Origin of the sequence: Chryseobacterium sp. Tr-659 (assembly GCF_011752975.1) — a bacterium.
In the GTDB taxonomy this organism is placed as follows: Bacteria; Bacteroidota; Bacteroidia; order Flavobacteriales; family Weeksellaceae; genus Chryseobacterium.
In genome coordinates, this window is the sequence record NZ_VWWP01000002.1 from 679484 (window position 1) to 696665 (window position 17182).

The 17182-nt window shown below is 35.9% G+C and carries 20 protein-coding genes; 9 read left to right on the forward strand and 11 right to left on the reverse strand.

Annotated elements, in window-relative coordinates; genetic code table 11:
- Position 1: 1 nt before the first annotated feature.
- The 7 genes from F3J23_RS07245 to F3J23_RS07275 all read left to right on the forward strand — a co-directional run bounded on the left by F3J23_RS07245 (position 2) and on the right by F3J23_RS07275 (position 5759).
- On the forward strand, positions 2–2452 hold the full coding sequence (locus F3J23_RS07245; RefSeq protein ID WP_262888150.1) for a ligase-associated DNA damage response DEXH box helicase: 2451 nt from the start codon (positions 2–4) through the stop codon (positions 2450–2452).
- Positions 2453–2566: 114 nt separating this feature from the next.
- Entirely contained in the window at positions 2567–3169 is a 603-nt protein-coding gene (locus F3J23_RS07250; protein WP_185156433.1) for a 2,3-bisphosphoglycerate-dependent phosphoglycerate mutase, read from the forward strand.
- 52 nt (positions 3170–3221) lie between these two features.
- Entirely contained in the window at positions 3222–3881 is a 660-nt protein-coding gene (pdeM, locus tag F3J23_RS07255) for a ligase-associated DNA damage response endonuclease PdeM (protein WP_167026320.1), read from the forward strand.
- 101 nt (positions 3882–3982) lie between these two features.
- The gene (locus F3J23_RS07260; protein ID WP_167026323.1) at positions 3983–4573 is read left to right on the forward strand and encodes a TetR/AcrR family transcriptional regulator; all 591 of its coding nucleotides are present in this window, start codon (positions 3983–3985) and stop codon (positions 4571–4573) included.
- 69 nt (positions 4574–4642) lie between these two features.
- Positions 4643–5101, forward strand: a complete 459-nt coding sequence (locus F3J23_RS07265; RefSeq protein WP_167026326.1) for a hypothetical protein — start codon at positions 4643–4645, stop codon at positions 5099–5101.
- Between the two features lie 2 nt (positions 5102–5103).
- The gene (locus F3J23_RS07270; RefSeq protein ID WP_167026329.1) at positions 5104–5406 is read left to right on the forward strand and encodes a DUF3817 domain-containing protein; all 303 of its coding nucleotides are present in this window, start codon (positions 5104–5106) and stop codon (positions 5404–5406) included.
- Positions 5403–5759 carry a rhodanese-like domain-containing protein gene (locus F3J23_RS07275; RefSeq protein WP_167026332.1) on the forward strand — a complete coding sequence of 119 codons (357 nt, stop codon included), beginning with the start codon at positions 5403–5405 and terminating at the stop codon, positions 5757–5759. The genes F3J23_RS07270 and F3J23_RS07275 overlap by 4 nt, the downstream gene beginning before the upstream one ends.
- 44 nt (positions 5760–5803) lie before the next feature.
- Here F3J23_RS07275 and F3J23_RS07280 read toward each other — a convergent pair whose 3' ends face one another.
- The 5 genes from F3J23_RS07280 to F3J23_RS07300 form a co-directional block, all read right to left on the reverse strand.
- A complete protein-coding gene (locus F3J23_RS07280; protein ID WP_167026335.1) occupies positions 5804–6757 on the reverse strand; it encodes a nitrilase family protein in 954 nt (317 codons plus the stop codon).
- 64 nt (positions 6758–6821) lie between these two features.
- On the reverse strand, positions 6822–7619 hold the full coding sequence (locus tag F3J23_RS07285; protein WP_167026338.1) for a helix-turn-helix domain-containing protein: 798 nt from the start codon (positions 7617–7619) through the stop codon (positions 6822–6824).
- A 166-nt stretch (positions 7620–7785) separates the two neighbouring features.
- Complete coding sequence (locus F3J23_RS07290; protein WP_167026341.1) at positions 7786–8019, reverse strand: conjugal transfer protein TraF; 234 nt, start codon at positions 8017–8019, stop codon at positions 7786–7788.
- Between the two features lie 12 nt (positions 8020–8031).
- Positions 8032–8916 carry a dihydrodipicolinate synthase family protein gene (locus F3J23_RS07295; RefSeq protein WP_167026344.1) on the reverse strand — a complete coding sequence of 295 codons (885 nt, stop codon included), beginning with the start codon at positions 8914–8916 and terminating at the stop codon, positions 8032–8034.
- Between the two features lie 144 nt (positions 8917–9060).
- Positions 9061–9516 carry a cupin domain-containing protein gene (locus tag F3J23_RS07300; RefSeq protein WP_167026347.1) on the reverse strand — a complete coding sequence of 152 codons (456 nt, stop codon included), beginning with the start codon at positions 9514–9516 and terminating at the stop codon, positions 9061–9063.
- Positions 9517–9617: 101 nt separating this feature from the next.
- Between F3J23_RS07300 and F3J23_RS07305 the strand changes: the two genes are divergently transcribed.
- Positions 9618–11051 (forward strand): PLP-dependent aminotransferase family protein, encoded by a 1434-nt coding sequence (locus F3J23_RS07305; RefSeq protein WP_167026350.1) that lies wholly within the window; start codon positions 9618–9620, stop codon positions 11049–11051.
- A gap of 126 nt (positions 11052–11177) precedes the next feature.
- Here F3J23_RS07305 and F3J23_RS07310 read toward each other — a convergent pair whose 3' ends face one another.
- Positions 11178–12314 (reverse strand): Atu1372/SO_1960 family protein, encoded by a 1137-nt coding sequence (locus F3J23_RS07310; RefSeq protein ID WP_167026354.1) that lies wholly within the window; start codon positions 12312–12314, stop codon positions 11178–11180.
- Positions 12315–12497: 183 nt separating this feature from the next.
- On the opposite strand from F3J23_RS07310, the gene F3J23_RS07315 reads away from it, so the two are divergent.
- Positions 12498–13304 (forward strand): AraC family transcriptional regulator, encoded by an 807-nt coding sequence (locus F3J23_RS07315; protein ID WP_185156434.1) that lies wholly within the window; start codon positions 12498–12500, stop codon positions 13302–13304.
- A 26-nt stretch (positions 13305–13330) separates the two neighbouring features.
- Here F3J23_RS07315 and F3J23_RS07320 read toward each other — a convergent pair whose 3' ends face one another.
- From F3J23_RS07320 to F3J23_RS07340, 5 genes are all read right to left on the reverse strand, one after another.
- On the reverse strand, positions 13331–13831 hold the full coding sequence (locus tag F3J23_RS07320) for a CinA family protein (RefSeq protein ID WP_167026357.1): 501 nt from the start codon (positions 13829–13831) through the stop codon (positions 13331–13333).
- Between the two features lie 178 nt (positions 13832–14009).
- Complete coding sequence (locus F3J23_RS07325; RefSeq protein WP_167026360.1) at positions 14010–14390, reverse strand: hypothetical protein; 381 nt, start codon at positions 14388–14390, stop codon at positions 14010–14012.
- A 321-nt stretch (positions 14391–14711) separates the two neighbouring features.
- Positions 14712–15326 (reverse strand): Crp/Fnr family transcriptional regulator, encoded by a 615-nt coding sequence (locus F3J23_RS07330; protein WP_228455283.1) that lies wholly within the window; start codon positions 15324–15326, stop codon positions 14712–14714.
- Between the two features lie 42 nt (positions 15327–15368).
- Positions 15369–15965 carry a Crp/Fnr family transcriptional regulator gene (locus tag F3J23_RS07335; RefSeq protein ID WP_167026363.1) on the reverse strand — a complete coding sequence of 199 codons (597 nt, stop codon included), beginning with the start codon at positions 15963–15965 and terminating at the stop codon, positions 15369–15371.
- Between the two features lie 274 nt (positions 15966–16239).
- Complete coding sequence (locus F3J23_RS07340; protein WP_167026366.1) at positions 16240–17124, reverse strand: DMT family transporter; 885 nt, start codon at positions 17122–17124, stop codon at positions 16240–16242.
- Positions 17125–17182: the final 58 nt, after the last annotated feature.

A 17182-nucleotide genomic window follows, 5' to 3' on the forward strand; every position in this document is an offset into this window, starting at 1 on the left:
CTTGACTGCTTTTGAAAATACCAATGGATTTAAGATCATTCAGCAATGGATGACCGGCAAAAACATGTCTCCATTTAAATTTCAGACAGATACCTGGCAGAAATTTGGAAACGGCTATAGCGGGATGGTAATTGCTCCTACAGGTTTTGGAAAAACATTTTCCGTTTTTTTAGCTTTAGTTTCAGACTTTCTGAATCATCCCGAAAACTACAAGAAAGGACTCAAAATGATTTGGGTAACTCCGCTCCGTTCTTTATCCAAAGATATTGCAAAGGCTATGCAGGAGGCTATTGATGAGATCGGGCTGGATTGGGCTGTTGGGGTGAGAAACGGAGATACAGATCCTAAAGTAAGACAGCAGCAAGTGAAAAAAATGCCTGAAATCCTGGTGGTAACACCTGAAAGTCTTCATCTTCTTATGGCACAGAAGAATCATGAAACATTGTTCCGGGAGATGAAATGTGCTGTTGTGGATGAATGGCATGAATTACTGGGTTCAAAACGAGGGGTAATGGCAGAACTCGCTATTTCACAACTCAGAAAATATGTTCCGAAAATAAAAATCTGGGGAATTACAGCAACCATCGGAAATCTAGATGAAGCCATGGAAGTTCTTATTCCTTACGATTGTAAAAAAGTAAAGATCACCGCTAAAGAACATAAAAAAATAGATATTATTCCTGTTTTTCCGAACGAGGTTGAGATATTACCGTGGGCGGGACATCTTGGTAATAAACTGGCAGATAAAGTAGTTCCGATCATTTTGGAATCAAAATCTACCATTGTGTTTACCAATACCAGAAGCCAGAGTGAAATGTGGTATCAGCTGCTGCTGGATGCTCATCCCGACTTTGCAGGGCAGATTGCTATTCACCACAGCTCTATTGATGCCCACTTAAGAATCTGGATTGAAGAAAATTTAAGTTCCGGAAAATTAAAAGCTGTGGTTTCCACCTCATCCTTAGACCTTGGTATTGATTTTAAACCTGTGGATACCGTCATTCAGATCGGCTCTGCAAAAGGAGTGGCAAGATTTCTCCAACGGGCCGGCCGAAGCGGACACTCCCCTTTTGAAACTTCAAAAATATATTGTGTTCCTACCCATTCTCTTGAACTGATTGAGGTTTCTGCTTTAAAAGAAGCGGTAAAACAAAAAGTTGTTGAACCAAGAGAGCCTCAGGTTTTATGCTTTGATGTTCTGGTTCAATTTCTGATGACACTCGCAGTTGGGAATGGTTTCTATCCCGATGAATTGTATGAAAGAATTAAAAAGGTCTACTCGTTCCGTGAAATAATGGATGAGGAATGGAAAAGCATACTGGAATTTCTTACGATTGGAGGCAGTGTTTTAAAAAGCTATGAAGAATTCCATAAAATTGTCATTATGGAAGACGGTTTATATAAAGTTACATCAAGAAAAATTGCAATGCTTCACCGGATGAATATGGGAGTAATTGTAAGTGATGCTATGCTGAAGGTCAAATTTATTTCTGGAGGCTATATAGGAATGATTGAAGAATATTTTATCTCAAAACTCAAAAAAGAGGAAAAGTTTATTCTGGCCGGACGTACACTTGAAGTTGTAATGATCAAAGACATGACGGTTTATGTGCGAGCCGCCAAAGGAAGAGCCCTGGTCCCTAGCTATCTTGGAGGAAGACTTCCTTTAAGTTCCGATCTGGGACAATTTTTAAGAGAAAAACTTTCACATGCTTTAAATCCGAAAGCTTCTGAAAAAGAACTTAAATTTTTGCACCCGTTATTAATGAATCAGGAAGAGAACTCTCATATTCCCAAAGAAGATGAATTTCTGGTTGAAATGATCAAAAACCGTGAAGGTTACCATTTATTTATGTATCCTTTTGAAGGCCGTCTGGTGCATGAAGTGATGGCTGCTTTGATTGCCTATCGTATTTCGAAACTAGCTCCGATCTCCTTTTCTATGGCAATGAATGATTACGGGTTTGAGCTGTTCAGTGATAAAGAAATTCCTTTAAATGAAGATAACTTACATCAGATTTTAACCCGGGAAAACCTGATGAATGATGTTATTGCAAGCATTAATTCGGCAGAAATGGCAAGACGGAAATTTAGGGATATTGCCGTTATTTCAGGAATGGTCATTCAGAATTATGCGGGGCAGCAGCGCTCTAATAAATCATTACAAAGTTCTGCAGGACTTATTTTTAAGGTACTTGAAGATCATAATCCCAATCACTTTTTAATTAGACAGGCTTATACCGAAGTTTTTAACATGCAGCTGCAGGAACAGCGCCTTGTAGAAGCTTTTAAACGGATTGAAAAATCTGAAATTATCCTGAAGCATTCCCGTTCATTTACTCCATTAAGTTTCCCGATCAAAGTAGACAGTCTGAGGCAGACACTTTCCAGCGAAGGCCTTGATGCAAGAATTAAAAGAATGCTAAAGCTGCAGGGAATAAGTAACGAATGATTAATTATGAAACATAAATTTTGGGGGAATCTTAACGTTAAATATCTTGATAAGTTTAAATAATCATCGTACCTTAGAGTATATTTCTCTGAAAGTAATATAAAGTTTAAAATAATGGAAAAATTATTCTTGGTCCGTCACGGACAATCACTCTGGAATCTTGAAAACAGATTTACAGGTTGGAAGGATATCGATATAACCGAAACAGGTATTGAGGAAGCCAAAAAAGCAGGTATTGCCTTAAAAGGACAAAAAATAGATATTGCTTTTACTTCGGCACTTATCAGGGCACAGCATACCCTGTCCATCATCCTTAAAGAAATCGGAAACCCCAATATTCCGGTTGTTATGGATAAAGCACTGAATGAACGTTCTTACGGAAATCTTGAAGGATTGAACAAGGCTGAAACCGCATTAAAATATGGTGATGAACAGGTTCATATCTGGCGAAGATCATATGATGTGGTTCCACCAGGAGGAGAAAGCCTTAAAGATACTTATAACAGGGTTATTCCCTATTTTGAAACTGAGATTAAACCTTTGTTGAAACATGGGGAAAATGTACTGATCGTAGCACATGGAAACAGCCTGCGTGCATTGATCATGTATCTCGAGCATCTATCACCGGAAGAAATTCTAGAAAGAGAAATTGCGACAGGTGTTCCTCTGACCTATGTTTTTGATGAAAAATTTCATGTAAGCAGAAAAGTAGGTTAGTTTATTTGATGTAAAGTTCACTTTTTAACTCTAAATTTTCAATTTATACAACGTGTTTATAGCCGTAAAAAGCATTTCTATTCAAAATGAAACCTTCATCCTGACCAATCAACGGGCAGTATTCTGGGAAAAGGAAAAAGCATTGATTCTTTCTGATCTTCATATCGGAAAAACCGCACATTTCCGGAAAAACGGAATTGCTTTGGCCAATCACATTATGAAAAGTGATCTGGCAAGGCTTTCCGCATTGATAGAATATTTTCAACCCGAAAAATTCATCGTGGTTGGGGATCTGCTGCATGCCGGCGACAATTCTGATGTTGATGAATTCTGTCTGTGGAAAGACCAGTATCCTGATATCCGGTTTTATCTGATTGAAGGTAATCATGATCGTATCTCGGAGTCTTTGGAAAAGAAATTATGTTTCAGCTATAAATCCGGATTATTGGATATTTCAGGCATCCGGTTTATCCATGATTTTGATGCTTCCGTTTCCGGATTTCAGATTACAGGGCATATTCACCCGGGAATCATTTTGAATTCTTCGGTAAAAAATATCCGGCTCCCCTGCTTTGTTCTTACAGCAGATCAGCTGTTACTGCCGGCTTTCAGTGAATTCACCGGATTGGATACCCAAAATATTCCTAAAAAAGGAAAGTTTTTTGTCTTTACGGATATTGAGATTTATGAAATATGGCTATTTGAAAACTAATAATTTAGTAAAATGCTTTTATGCCTTTTGTGGTTTAGTAAAAAGTTTAAACAGACTTTAAATTTAAAATTTGTTCCTTTGTAAAATAATCAGAAGTTTTAATGAAGAAATCAGAAGCCACACGTCTTACTATTCTCCAGAAGGCGTTCGAATTAATCTATGTAAAAGGGTTTCAGACAACCAGCATTGATGAAATTATCGCAACGACTCAGGTAACTAAAGGTGCCTTTTACTATCATTTTAAAACCAAGGATGAAATGGGACTCGCCATTATTAATGATCTGATGAAGCCCAATTTTAGGAAAATATTCATTAATTCTCTTCAGAACAGCCAAAATCCTTTAGACAGTATTTATACCATTATGCATGATCTTCTGATGGAAAACGACTTTTTAAAGGTTGAATATGGCTGCCCCACATCTAATTTCGTTCAACAAATGGCACCTTGGCACCATGCTTTTACTCAAGCTTTGTATGAACTTTCAAAAGAATGGGAACTAGCTCTTGCAGAAAGTATTGAAAAAGGGAAAGAAGCCGGATTCATCAAGAAAGAAGTAAGTGCAAGAGAAGTAAGCGTTTTTGTTATTTCAGGCTATTGGGGAGTAAGAAATATGGGGAAACTGGAAAACACAAAAGAAGTTTATCTTGTTTATTTAAAAGGACTTAAGTCTTATTTTAAAACACTTCAATAATTTTTTTTTCAAAAAACATACTAATTAGTATGTTTTTATTATACCTTTGTTGTGTTCAAAAAATAAACGATGTATCAAACACTTACATTTTTACATTCTCAAACCCGCTGGCTGGTTTTGTTAAGCTTGACTTATGCTATTTACCGTTCTTTCAAAGGATATCAGTCACAAAGAAAATTTACAAAAACAGATGATTCTGTAAGGCATTGGACAGCCTCCATTGCTCATATTCAGTTAATCATAGGAATGATATTCTATTTAAAAAGTCCTGTAATCAAGTATTTTTGGAAGAATGTAAATGAAGCCACAGCATCTTTTGAACATTTGTTCTTTGGGCTGATCCATATTACATTGATGATTACGGCCATTATTATCATTACGATTGGTTCCGCTTTAGCTAAAAGAAAACTTTCAGACAAAGAAAAATTCAAAACAATAGGCATCTGGTTTTCTATTGCACTGATGATTATTTTCATTGCAATTCCATGGCCTTTTTCTCCTTTTGTAAACAGACCTTATTTCCGATAATTATGATGGATTTATTTAAAACAAAAATCGGCCAGTTGAGAATTCTGGCTATTTTGGAAGGGATTTCATTATTAAGCTTGATATGTATTGCCGTTCCTATAAAATACTGGATAGGAAACCCAATATTTGTAAGATTAATGGGACCAGTCCATGGAACATTATTCCTGCTTTTTCTATTTAACACACTAAGTGTTGGTGTAGAACAAAACTGGAAGTTTAAAGAAGTAACCTGGAAAGTGATTCTTGCCTGCTTCATTCCTTTTGGAACTTTTTATATTGACAAAAAAATATTGAGCAAGCTATGAAAAGTCTTCTTATTTTCTGTGGAATTGTTCTTATTCTTTATGTTGTCTATAAAGTTTACCGTTTCCAGACCTTAGACAACGGATTGCCGGAATTGCTAAAAAAAGGAGCTATTATTCTGGATGTAAGAACTGAAAAAGAATATGATACGGGACATATAGAAGGTTCTGTTAATATTTCATTAGGAACAATCAGAGAACGGTATATAGAATTAGATCCGGAAAAAACATATATCACTGTATGTTCTCATGGGCTTCGAAGTGTAAAAGCTGAAAATATCCTTAAAGAAAGAGGCTTTAAACACATCTATAATGGAGGAGCCTGGACAGACCTGCAAAAGGCAATTAATCAATAAAAAATCATCTCTCCCGTAAATAATATACAGGAGAGATGATTTCTTTATAAGGGTTTATCGTTAAGCCATACCACCTTCTGCTCCGGAAGATGTTGTTTCCCGATAATCTCACGGTATAAATCTGGTCTGCGTGCCTGAATATACCTGTGCCCTCCCGCCTGTGTAAGCTTTTCACGGGTAAGCAGTGCAGATTCAAAACTGTTTTCAAATGAATGACATTCTGCTATAATATCCCCAAAAGGATCAATAATCATAGAACATCCGTTTTTAAGCTGGTCATCATCCATTCCAACAGGATTTGAAAAAATAAGATAAACTCCGTTGTCATAAGCTCTTGCCGGAAGCCATTTCATCAGCCAGTCTCTGCCTTTCATACCGTTAAATTCCAGGCGCAATGAAGTAGGATCTGTATTTCGGTTTTCCCAAAGCTTCGGATCTACAAACCCTGCTCCGGGCCTTGTAGAAGGCGTACACATAGTAACATGAGGCATAAAAATGATCTCTGCACCCAAAAGCCTTGTTGCCCTTACATTCTCAACAATATTGTTATCATAGCAGATCAGAATACCACATTTCCACCCCAGGATATCAAATACACAATATTCATTCCCCGGAATAAGATGGGGATTAATAAATGGGTGAAGTTTCCTGTATTTGGCTTTCAGTCCTGTTTTGTCAACGCATACATATGCTTTGAACAAATTATCATCCTGATCCTTCTCGAAAAGGCCGGATAAAATTATAATATCATATCGTTCCGCAATTTCTCTTAATTTTTGTATACTTTCTCCTTCAGGAATAAGTTCTGCAATATCAAGAAGCTGCTCTTTAGAAAGTTTACGGGCAAAAGTATATCCGGTAACAGAACATTCATGAAAAGCAATCACATGGGAGCCTTTTTCGGAAGCTTCCCTGGCTAATTTTTCTATCACGGAAAGATTATAAGCTTTATCTCCGCTTTTATTTTCAAATTGTGCGGTTGAAATTTTAATATTCATTGTTTTTTCAGCAAAACTAGATCACTCTTTTCCTGAAAAATTGTACAATTCCGACATGAATAATTTACAGCTCAATAAAGTTAACCGCCATTTTATTTTTTGTATTTATATATTGATTGGGAGTCAATCCGATATTATTTTTAAATGCTTTGATAAGATGAGACTGATCAGAATAACCTGCATCATAGGAAAGTCCTGTCATATTTTTATGGGCAGATTGCTTATTGAGCAGGCTCAAGAAATAATGGAGACGAATGATATTTCCATATTTTTTGGGAGATAGCCCCATATGATTTTCAAATTTCCTTTCCAGATGCCGTTCAGAATACCCTGTAAACCTTTCCAAATCTTTTGATGATACAGAACCTCTATGGGACAGAATATATTGCTGAACTGCGGCTATAAGCTCATAATCTGCATTCATCCTATCAGTTAAAAATTCAGTAAAGAAAATATTGAGATCATTAATGACAGACAAAGGGTCCGCTTTTTTTAAAAGTTTTTCCTGAAAAGGCTCTAGTTGATTTTTTAAGACATCTTCAACAGAGATAATCTGATCACAGACCTCTTTAGCTGAAGCTTTTATCAGCATATTTAAAAAATAAGGCTGAAATACTACGGCTACCAAAGAAAACTCCCCTTTTGAATAGAAATCTTTGTAACTGCTCAATGCACCATAGAAAAATGAGAGCGGCATACTCTCTCCCGAAAATGGAGAATGCAGATTCATATTTCCGGATAAAATAAGCCCGGAACTCCCATCTGTAAACAACCGGACATTCCTCGTATCCTTTCCTGAGTTTTCCAAAAAGATATAATGTCTGATAAACGGAGCAAGATGTTTTGGAGGTGATATCTGCATTCTTCAAATGTACATCAATTTCTCTTTTTTAGCAATTAAAGCCTTGCTTATATCATGATGATCTGTATTCTTATACATTCAAAAATATCTGCTTAATCAGAAAAATCTGCGAGAGATAATAAAAAACGACCCGGAAAGCCGGGTCGTCAACACAAGATTAATAATGTTATTTCTTCACATCTTCCATAGATGCTCCGAAATTAATATGAAGTACATTCCCGTTAGGAGTAACTAAAGCCGGCACCGATTTCACTCCCGATTTCTCCGCTTCTCCTATTCTATTTCTATCGTTTCCTAAATGAACGATCTCCACATTTTCCAGACCGATAAGATCTATGATATCATGCTCTGCACTTACACAGACAGGACATCCTGCGTGATAAAAAATTGACTTTTTCATAAGTTGTCTCAATTAATGATGAATGGTTTTAATAATATTTCTTAATTCTTCCGTTTCTTTTTCATGAAGAGGTTTTAAAGGACTTCTCAGATTTCCGCCTTCTTCACCCAAAATATTCAGACCTGCCTTAACTGCTCTTGGCAGCCCTTTATTAACAATAAACTTTAGAAGATCAAACTGCTTATAGAAAACATCTTTTGCTTTTTCAAGATTACCTTCTTCTACAGCATTATAAAGACTAATGTTAAGCTCAGGAATGAGATTGGGAGCCGCCGTACACCAGCCTCTTGCTCCGGCAGAGAAAGCCGCCAACGCCAAAGGATTGGAACCGTTATAGAACGCGACATCTTCCCCCAGCTCTTTTCTCAAATAATGCATTCTCTGTACATCTCCCGTACTTTCTTTAATCATTGTTACGTTTGGAATTTCGAGCAGTCTCTTCAACAAAGCCGGAGACATATCTACTCCACTGGTTGCAGGATTATTATAAGCCATAATTGGGATAGAGATTTTGCTGGCTACAGCATCATAGTGTGCAACAATTTCATCATCAGTCAGTTTCCAATAACTCATAGGAATAATCATCACTGCCTCAGCGCCAGCCTTTTCAGCGAACTTTGCGTGATGGATTGTTTTCTCTGTGGTAAGATTGGAGACCCCAACAAGAGTCGGTATTCTTCCATTTACCTGTTGTATGGTGGCTTCAGTAACCGCTTCTTTTTCTTCATCAGAAAGATACGGCATTACTCCTGTGCTTCCCAGCGGGGCAATTCCGTGGCTTCCGGAAGTAACCAGCCTTTCTACCAGATGTTTAAAAAGAGGAATATCTACTTTTTCTTTATCATCAAAGGGAGTAATTGGATAAGCAATAATGCCTTTAAATGGAACATTTTTCATGTAATTCTTTGTTTAAAAGTTGAAATAATTTTTGGGAAGATTAAACCATTAAGAAATGAGAAAGCGGCTATGAATGTTAAGTTAAATTGGAATATTTGAAGCTTTCCTGTATTCCACATACTTTCTTAATGGCTTAAATCAATGTTAAAGATCTCTGCCTTCTTCCTCTCTTAGGGCAACTCCCAGATTTTGTAACTGAGGAGCATTTTCGCAGGCGATATATTTGGCAGGTTCGGTATCGCTTAGATTCTGGTGTTTATGCCATGCCCATGAAGGAATATATACAGCATCTCCAGCTTCCCAATGTACTCTTTCATCCTCAACCTCTGTCCAGCCTTTACCTTCAATCACAAACAGAACAGTTTCATAAGTATGACGGTGTCTGTTGGTTTGTTGTCCGGGTAATAAACCTCCGATCGTCATACTGACATTTTTACTTGGAAGATCCACAAAGAACACCGGGTGTTTTCTTTCTGTTGAAAACTGGTTGTGTTCCCCGGCATTTTCTACATTTTTATGAAGCAAATGACTCGGTTTTACATACTTTGGTCTTGCAAATGTTTCGTGAAAATCTTTTGAACTAAATTGTTTCTTATCCATGATTTTAAAATTATTATGGTTTTGTGCTTTATTGCATGACAAAATTATTTTATATTTGGACTGTTTAAATGATTCAGTTTTTACATAAATAAGTAGTCCAGATGTTACGTCCTTGGAAATTAGAATTAGAAATTGATAAAAAGCTTGATAAAGCAGTTTATCTACAGATTGCAGATACCATTATTGCTGATATTCGTTCAGGCAGACTGAAAGCCGGAGATGCTCTCCCCGGAAGCAGAAATCTTGCTCTAACCCTGAAAATCAATAGAAATACGGTTGTAGAAGCTTTTCAGGTATTGATTAATGAAGAATGGGTTATCTCTAAAGAGCGAAAAGGAATTTTCGTATCTGATAAACTTCCGGCATTACATGAACACCGGACCCATAGGATGAATGATGACCATAATCCATCAGTGATGTCAAATCAGATATTCATCAATTTTGATGATGGCCACCCTGATAGTAAAATTGCACCTGTAACCGAACTGGCAAGAGCTTACAGACAAATCTTCGGTATAAAAGCAAAGTGGCAGATGATGGGTTACGGGGATGAACATGGTGATACGGAATTTCGGAAAATGATTACACAAATGCTCAATCATCAGCGGGGAATGCAGATTCATGAAAATGAAATTTCAATCACCAGAGGGAGCCAGATGGGAATGTTTCTTACTGCTCAAACCCTTCTTACTTCCGGTGATGAGGTAATTGTAGAAGATCCCGGATATAAACCGGCATGGCAGGCATTCGAGTATGCAGGAGCAAAGCTTTTACCCGTTTCCGTAGATAAGGAAGGAATCAGTATTGAAGCTATAGAAAAACTTTTACAGCAGCACCAACATATAAAGGCAATTTACATTACTCCACACAGACAATACCCTACGACCGCTACTTTAAGCCTATCCAGAAGGTTAAGACTGATTGAGATTTCCAATGAGTACAATATCACAATTATTGAAGATGACTATGATAATGAATTTCATTTTGGCTACCGTCCTATTCTTCCTGTTTCAAGTTTTCCGGAGCTTAAGAATTATGTATATATCGGAACATTGAGTAAAGTAGTTGCTCCGGCACTCAGAATCGGCTATCTCGCAACAAAAAATCAGGAACTGCTAAACAAAATAGGAAGTCTGAGAAAGATTATTGATGTACACGGAGATGTTATTATGGAGCAGGCCGTTTTACAGCTGATTAAGGAGGGTGCTGTAAAAAAACATATCAAGAAGGCTACCGTTCATTACAAAAACAAAAGAGATTTTGTTTACGGTTTATTGAATAAATATATGAAGGATATTGCAGATTTCACTTTACCTGAAGGGGGGCTGGCTTTTTGGATCGTGCCTAAGCATAAACTGGACTGGGATAAAGCAACGAACTTACTCCTTGAAAAAAATATCAGGATCATTCATCCGAAACAATACAGCCAGAATCCTATCAACGGGTTCAGATTGAGTTATGGTGCACTTTCTGAAGATCAATTAGCACAAAGTATACCTGTTATTTCAGAGGTCTTTACAAAATTATCCGAATAAGCAGAGTGCTGATAGGTTTGAAAAACTTTTTATCATCTCTCACAGATTAAAAAAATCAAGAAGGTATACTTAGAAAACCAGCATAATTTTTTTAATCTGTAAGAGTGTTTCAGAATAATAACCCAACTATTCCACTTCAAAAATAGCCTGGATCTCCACTGAAGAATTTACAGGGATAGATGAAGCTCCTAATGTAGCTCTCGCATGTTTCCCTTTTTCTCCAAAAACCTCAACAGTAAGATCAGAAGCTACATTCATCAGATCAGCATGTTTAGTATAATCATCTTTGGTATTGAAAATTCCCGTAAGCTGAACGCATTGCTTCACCTTGCTTAAATCTCCTCCAACAGCTTCATTCAATACAGAAATGACATTAAGCATTGTTACTTTTGTAGCATCTTTTACCTGCTGTTCATTTACTTCAACGCCCAGCTTTCCAGGATTGAAAATTTTTCCGTCCTTTAAAGCCACCTGGTTAATAAATACCAGATTCCCTGAACGTACGAAAGGCTGATAATTTCCCGCAGGCTTTGGAACTTGTGGGAGCATAATATTTTTCTGTTTTAAAACCTCACTGAAATTCTGATGATTCTCAACAACTAATACCGTTTTTTTAGGGTGTGTATCCTTTAACGCCAATGCTATTTTCGCAAAGTTTTTCCCCTGAAGTTCAGCGATATTTCTTTCTCCTTTTGTAGGCCTTTCAACATCTTTTAAGGAAGCCATACTTGTTATTCCCAAAACACTGTTGCCCTGTGGAATTGCCTTATTAAGCTCTTCCGTTCCACGGATTCCGTTGGGTACCATTATCATTCCATGTACAGCAAGACTGTTCCAGAATGCCTGAAGTGCCAGTTCCTTTCCTGCCCCACTCCCTGCTGACATGAAAACGGTTGCCGGAATTCCTTCTAAAGCATGATGAGTCCAGATATCTACTGTTTTAGATAAGAATTCACTCATTCCGGTACTGATATTTCCAAAATACACAGGAGAGCCAAAAGCAATCCCATCATAGCCGGGAAGCTCTTCCACTGTAGCTACAGGCAGGTTTTTAAGATTAGGATTTTGGGATGCTTTTACTAATTTAATATAAGGAATAGCATTGTTTCCACTTTCAATTCCTTTGGCTATTTCTTTAGCCAACTCATAGGTTCCGCCTTGATCCGAATGAATCAGAACCAATATTTTCGCTTTATTTTGTGCCATGATGCTGGTGATATTAGATAATAAAATTAAGATAAAAAAAAGACATCGTTTTTTCATGCTGAATAAAGATATAAATTGATATTGTTGATTTGTTTATATTAACTTCTTATATGCTTTTTCAACTCAGAATGAATCAAAATCTAATAACTTCTGAGTTGAAAATATCTATTAGATTGATAATACAAAATTAGTATTGGCGTTTTTATTAAATTTGCCAAAAAATATATACAAAACGACAACATGAAATGTGGCCTGACAGAAAAAACGGAAAACCATTTTGTAGATACAATTGAAAAAGAAGCATATGTTTGGTGTGAGAAAAATTGGAAACATGATGACCATGAACATAACCACAACCGGGCCCAGCTTACTTTTGTAGAGGAAGGTTATCAGTATTTTCATATTGATCAGAAAATTTATATTGTTCCTCAACATCACGTGATCTGGATTCCATCCGGAAAAGCCCATAAAATTACATCTGAAGCGCAAACCGTAAATCTGATGGTATTTTTATTTAAGACTGTTTTTGAAGATGAATTTTATCAGAATGTACAGGTTTTTGCTGTTCCTTCTGTCTTAAAAGAAATGCTGCTTTATGCCTCCAAATGGAACCAGTCTCTGATTGAAAATGAAGAACAGGATATCTTTTTTAAAGCTATTTTAAAGAGTCTTCCTAATTTCTGTAAAGAAAGCAATGGCTTGGAAATTCCCGTACCAGCTGATACCCGATTGATTCCTGTCTGCCAGGATATCAATTCCAATTTTAAATACAATCTTGATATTGATTCATTGGCTGAAAAAGCACAGATGTCTGTAAGAAGCCTTCAAAGAACCTTTAAAAAAGAAACAGGAATCACGCTGCAAAAATACTTGCAGCTCACGAGGATTTTAAAAAGTATAGAATTAATAGATACTAAAAAATATACCTTAAGCGAAGTAGCCTTTAGAATTGGATATCAAAGTCTGTCAGCCTTTACTTTATCTTACTTTGCAGTCATGAAAACAAAGCCAAGGCTAAATAAGTATAAAAATAATGCGGAAGTTTAATGGAGAGAAGCAAACCGATTTTGTTGTTATTTTAAGATCAGTAATCTGTTGAGCTCACTTTTAAAACATCCTAGAATAAATTCTGTATAATAAATCTGTGCATTCAGCGCTTGGGTTCTTGGGTGCAATTCTAATTTTTTGGTTAAAATAATCTCTCCTTTATACGAAAATGAGAAATAAGTGAAAATTTTGTATGCAGAACTGCGGACGGGTGTACAATAACCTGTTGTTGAAATAGACCAGTCAGACTCAAAGAGCCTGGCAACATTCAGGGCCATTGTTCCCGCAATACTGCCTGATACACATCCGCAATCTTCAGCATCTTCTTCTTCAACATTTAACAGTCTGACTTTTTCTGGTAAAGTGTATGCTGTTATTCCGCCCTTGTAAAACACAGGTGCATTGGGCATTTGTGAAAAAGCAAGCTGTAAACATCCTGAAGTAACACTTTCAGCAATTGAAATGGTTTCATCTATACTTATAAGTGATTGGCTTATATATTCAAGAAGATTCTTTTGAAATTCCATAATATTATTTTTAAAAGAAATTAAACGAAATCGAACTTAATATCCGCAATGAAAAGGATAAAAAAGCTGCTGAATAAAATAGACTGCAGCTTTTTGATATATAAAGTGGTGAAAAGGATTGATCCGTTTTTATTACATTTTCATAGCTTGATTCAATGTACTTTATGAATCTATTTTTTTACTCCTGATTACCCTTTTCAAGCATCATAAGAAATCTATTAATATACTCCTCTTCTTTTACAACCTTATAGTAAGCGGTTTTAGCATAGAGTGTAAAAGATGGTTCTTCAACTTCTATTTTTGTCTCCATATCGGTAATATTCACTAGATTTTTCATGTGGAACTCACGGATATGTAAAATATATTCTTTAATATGAGTGTCTATGACGTTTTTCATAACTTCACATGTTGCATTCTTTCTGATCTTTTCTAATGATTTGATCAGAAAAGCCGTAACTCCGTAAGAGTTAATAATAACAGGAAATAACGATTGATTTTCCAAAACATTATTTTTATCATTCAGCCCGGAATGCTGTAAAGTCTCATTTTCAAATATCATATTAAATAGGCATTAGTTTTCAGAAGCTTTTAAATACTGTTATTTATTTGGTATATATACAAGCCGGCCTGCTTTTGAAACCACTTCTCAGATTGATAGCTTTGATAAGGTCTTCTATTTAGCTTACCGTCGATATCTCCGGTTTTATGGTTAAAATAAGCCATATATTTTTTCTATATGGCTTATCAGGTATAATTTATCTTTTTGCAGAAAATTGATTTTCTATTTTCCCAGTTGTTATTGTAACACACTGAAAATTAGCTAATCAAAATTACAATAAAATAATTCACTTTTTTATGATCTTGATCATACTTCAGAAGATCAGTATAAAATTTTACGGTTTTCTAATTTAAGACTTCCCTCTTTTTCCATTTTTTTCAATGTTCTGATTACTGTTTCCACGCGCAATCCTGTTAAATTAGCAATCTGCTGTCTTGTAAACTTGATATGGAAACAGCTTCCACAATCTTCAGAATGATAGCTTTTCAGATAATCAAGAAGTCCTTTCAGCCGTTGAACCGGATTTTGAGAAGCCATATTCTGTATCATTTTCTGTTTGTAATAAATTTCCTGTGAAAAGCAAGCGTTCATATCAAGCGACAGATCAGGATTCTGTTTCAGCATTTCTATGAATTTTTGTTTAGGAAGTCTTATTATTTCAGAAGGTTCAAGACATATAGCATTGATTGGATAATATTGATTAAGAAAAAGAAATGCATCTCCAAAACTCTGCTTTCTGCCTAAGATATTATGAATAAATTCCTTTCCATCCTCATTATAATGATTGAGCTTTACTTTTCCTTGTACAATCTGAAAGTAATAAAGAACAGAATCATCTTCCTTAAAAACGGGTTCACTTTTTTTATACACTTTGTTTTCCCCTCCAAATGAATACAGAAGATCTTCATCAATATTCATACAGCTTATTATTTTCATACTTTTGTGATTTTTATAAAGATATTTAATTGAGACCGTTTCTCAATACAAAACCTTTCGGTTTTCAATTTTAACAATTTTATCTTTTTCCATGTTTTTGATAGTCCTTATGGCAGTTTCTACACATAATCCTGTGAGACTGGCCATCTGCTGCCTCGTTAGCGGAATCATATAAGAATATGGGCTCTCATCATCCTGAAAACTTTTAAGATAATCCATTAATCCTTTAAGTCTTGTTGATGGATCCTGAGATGAAATGTTCTGCATCATGACAAACTTATAATAGAGACGCTGAGAAAGAAAGCTGCTCACTTCCATACATATTTGCGGAGATTCATTCAATAAGTTGAAAAAACTCGATTTATGAAGTCTCAATACACTGCATTCTGTCATTGCTTCAGCATTCATTGGATAAGGTTTATCTATAAAAAGTATGGCCTCTCCACAGCTTTGCCCGTCAGACAGGATATTCTGTATAAACTCTTTTCCGTCTTCATTGTAGTTGTTAAGCTTTACCTCTCCTTTAATAATCTGATAATAATAATGAGGAATATCGCCCTGGCTGAATAAATATTCAGATGGGCTGTAATGCTTTATTTCTGCTCCCGCCGAGTGCAAAATATTTTCGTCAATAACCATAATACTTTGTTTTTTAATGTTATTTTTTAAAATTCATCTTAGTAAAAAATATCATTGGGGAACTTCATAAGAGGCATGCAAAAATCAAACCTTCATTATCACAGAAATCGTTAAAAAAAGTTAAAAATATACTTTATAATAATGATTTTAAATTATATTATTAATCATTTGTCATTAATAATAATATATGTGATGTTGATTTATAAATAATAAAAATCCGTTTTATCATCTAAAACGGATTTTATTTTACAATAGAAAGTGAATCTATATCATTTTACTTGGCAAATTTTTTAGTTCCTGCAACACATAAAATAACACCAACTGTAATCCCCAGCATTCCTATACTTACCTGCTCATGAAGAAGATAAGCTGCTAAAGCAAGACCAAAGAACGGCTGAAGCAGCTGCAATTGTCCTACTGAGGTGATCCCTCCCTGCGCCAAGCCTTTATACCAGAATATAAATCCGATGAACATGCTGAACAATGAAATATAGCCTAATCCAAACCAGCCTTTGAAACTAACCGCTTCCAGGTTGGTTGGAAAATAGATAAAAAATAACGGAAGCATTACAGGTAAAGAAATTACCAAAGCCCATGAAATAACCTGCCAGCCTCCCAATGTTTTGGATAATTTAGCTCCTTCTGCATATCCCAATCCACAAAGGATAACCGCCAGAAGCATCAGAATGTCGCCTATTGGGGAAGCCGAAATTCCTTGTGAAAAGGCATACCCGATAACCAAAAGACTTCCGATCACCGAAAAAATCCAGAATACAGGATGCGGTCTTTCCCCCCCACGAAATACCCCAAAAATAGCAGTAGCTAAAGGTAGCATTCCAAGAAATACAATAGAATGGGCAGAAGTAAGATACTGCAAAGCCAAAGAAGAAAGCAGAGGAAATCCTATCACACAGCCAATAGCTACCAATACTAAAGAAAATATCTGATTCTTTGCAGGTCGTTTTTCTTTATAGAATAACAAAACTGCAAGTGCCAGTACTCCGGCAATCACTGCCCGGGCTATGGTTACAAATATAGGATCCATTTCCATTACCGCCAGTTTAGTTGCAGGCATTGAACCGCTAAAAAGCAATACGCCTATGAAACCATTGATCCATCCGCTTACTGCCTGATCTTTTGAGATTGTATTTGTCATCATTTTGATAAGGTTTAATTGATGGTTCAAAATTAGAAAGGATAAATTGATAAACACAGTA